Consider the following 2,537-nt stretch of genomic DNA (forward strand, 5'->3'; position numbering starts at 1 on the left):
TTGGTGCGGATGCAGCAGGTATCCGCTTAAAAGAAGTAGTCAAAGAATATTTGGAAGCAGAAGGTTTCCAAGTGGTGGATGTTACAGAAGAAGGGCAAGACTTTGTTGATGTGACCTTGGCTGTCGCTAAAGAAGTCAAACAAGCAGAAGACAATCTTGGTATCGTCATTGATGCCTATGGTGCTGGTCCATTCATGGTCGCTACTAAAATTAAAGGAATGGTTGCGGCAGAAGTTTCAGATGAGCGTTCTGCCTACATGACTCGTGGCCACAACAATTCTCGCATGATCACCATGGGCGCTCAAATCGTGGGTGAGCAATTGGCCAAAAATATCGCCAAAGGTTTTGTAAACGGTAAGTATGACGGCGGTCGCCACCAAATCCGTGTCGATATGCTCAACAAGATGTGCTAAGGGGAGGAGTAAACGAATGAAAATTGCAATTGGATGTGACCATATTGTCACAAATGAAAAAATGGCTGTTTCTGAATTTTTGAAATCAAAAGGTTATGAAGTCCTTGACTTCGGAACCTATGACCATGCGCGTACCCACTACCCAATTTTTGGGAAAAAAGTCGGTGAAGCAGTCGCTAGTGGTCAAGCTGATCTTGGAGTATGTATCTGTGGTACTGGTGTTGGAATTAACAACGCTGTTAACAAGGTTCCTGGAATTCGTTCAGCCTTGGTTCGCGATATGACAACGGCTCTTTATGCGAAAGAAGAGTTGAATGCCAACGTGATTGGTTTTGGTGGAAAAGTAACTGGTGAGTTGCTCATGTGTGATATCATTGAAGCATTCATCCATGCAGAATACAAACCAAGTGAAGAAAACAAGAAATTGATTGCTAAGATTCAACATTTGGAAACGCATAATGATCACCAAGAGGATGCAGACTTCTTTACAGAATTCCTTGAAAAATGGGATCGTGGTGAATACCACGACTAAGAGGTGTGCATATGATCTTAACTGTCACCTTGAATCCTTCCATTGATATTTCTTATCCCTTGGAAGAATTAAAGTTGGATACTGTGAATCGTGTGTCGGAAGTTTCTAAGACGGCTGGTGGGAAAGGGTTAAATGTCACCCGTGTCCTAGCTGAGAGCGGTGAAACAGTTGGAGCAACAGGTTTTGTTGGTGGGACCAATGGTCAATTCATCAAGACCCATCTTCCACGAGATGTCCAATCCTTCTTCTATGATATCCTGGGAGATACGCGGAACTGTATCGCCATCTTGCATGAAGGAAATCAAACAGAAATCTTAGAAGCGGGTCCAGAAATTATCCGGACGGAAGCTTTGGGATTCCTTCACCATTTCAAACTCCTCATGCCGACAGCAGATGTGATTGCCATTTCGGGGAGTCTTCCTACAGGGCTACCAGTGGACTATTATGCGAGCCTAATTGAGATTGCAAAAGAAGCAGGACGCAAGGTTGTACTTGATTCATCAGGCAAATCTTTAGAAGCAGTCCTTCATTCACCATTCAAACCAACGGTGATTAAACCCAATCGCGAAGAATTATCTCAACTCTTAGGACGAGATGTTTCAGCTGATTTTGAGGACTTAAAAGAAGTTTTGAAAGACCCACTGTTTGAAGGAATCGAATGGATTATCGTCTCCTTAGGTGGAGATGGTGCCTTTGCCAAACATGGAGACAGCTTCTATAAGGTGGATATTCCAAAAATAGAAGTGGTCAATCCAGTGGGATCTGGAGATTCAACCGTAGCTGGGATCTCTGCTGCCCTCAGTAGCGGAAAAGATGACGTGGCTCTCTTGACCCATGCTATGGTCCTAGGGATGCTAAATGCCCAAGAAAAGATGACAGGGCATGTCAATATGGCCCACTACGATGATTTGTATCAGAATATAATTGTAAAAGAGGTATAAGATGGTATTAACAGAACAAAAACGCAACTATTTAGAAAAATTGAGCACCAAAGAGGGTGTGATCTCAGCCTTGGCCTTTGACCAACGTGGTGCCTTGAAACGCCTCATGGCTCAATATCAAGACACAGAACCAACAGTAGCTCAAATGGAAGAATTGAAGGTCTTGGTGGCTGAAGAATTGACGCCATTCGCATCTTCTATGCTCTTGGACCCTGAGTATGGCCTTCCAGCGACCAAGGTCTTGGATGCAGAAGCAGGTCTCTTGTTGGCTTATGAAAAAACTGGCTACGACACTTCTAGCACAAAACGTCTGCCAGACTGCCTTAACCTTTGGTCAGCTAAACGCATCAAAGAACAGGGCGCAGATGCAGTGAAATTCTTGCTCTACTATGATGTGGATAGTGCAGAAGAACTCAACCAAGAAAAACAAGCCTACATCGAACGCATTGGTTCAGAATGTGCTGCAGAAGAAATTCCATTCTTCCTTGAAATCTTGGCTTATGATGAAACTATTGCGGATGCCGGATCTGTAGAATATGCGAAAGTAAAACCTCGTAAGGTCATCGAAGCTATGAAAGTCTTCTCAGACCCACGCTTCAACATCGATGTCTTGAAGGTAGAAGTGCCAGTCAATGTCAAATACGTTGAAGG

At 43.7% G+C, this 2,537-nt stretch carries 4 protein-coding genes; all 4 read left to right on the plus strand.

The genetic code is table 11. From position 1 onward, the window contains the following. Positions 1–413, plus strand: a 413-nt coding sequence (lacA, locus tag ADF75_RS08110; RefSeq protein WP_048789684.1) for a galactose-6-phosphate isomerase subunit LacA, incomplete at its 5' end; no start/stop codon positions are given. A gap of 16 nt (positions 414–429) precedes the next feature. After that, positions 430–945 (plus strand): galactose-6-phosphate isomerase subunit LacB, encoded by a 516-nt coding sequence (gene lacB, locus ADF75_RS08115; protein WP_023026585.1) that lies wholly within the window; start codon positions 430–432, stop codon positions 943–945. A gap of 11 nt (positions 946–956) precedes the next feature. Further along, complete coding sequence (locus ADF75_RS08120) at positions 957–1,886, plus strand: tagatose-6-phosphate kinase (protein WP_048717140.1); 930 nt, start codon at positions 957–959, stop codon at positions 1,884–1,886. Position 1,887: 1 nt separating this feature from the next. Next, positions 1,888–2,537 (plus strand): tagatose-bisphosphate aldolase (gene lacD, locus ADF75_RS08125; RefSeq protein WP_048789681.1); only part of this gene is annotated, 650 nt, incomplete at its 3' end.

This window comes from Streptococcus sp. 1171_SSPC (genome assembly GCF_001069335.1).
Classification (GTDB): Bacteria; Bacillota; Bacilli; order Lactobacillales; family Streptococcaceae; genus Streptococcus; species Streptococcus xiaochunlingii.

Excerpts from the sequence above, each read along its gene's own strand:
- lacB (WP_023026585.1), top strand. The coding sequence starts at position 430 with ATGAAAATTGCAATTGGATGTGACCATATTGTCACAAATGAAAAAATG.
- ADF75_RS08120 (WP_048717140.1), top strand. The coding sequence starts at position 957 with ATGATCTTAACTGTCACCTTGAATCCTTCCATTGATATTTCTTATCCC.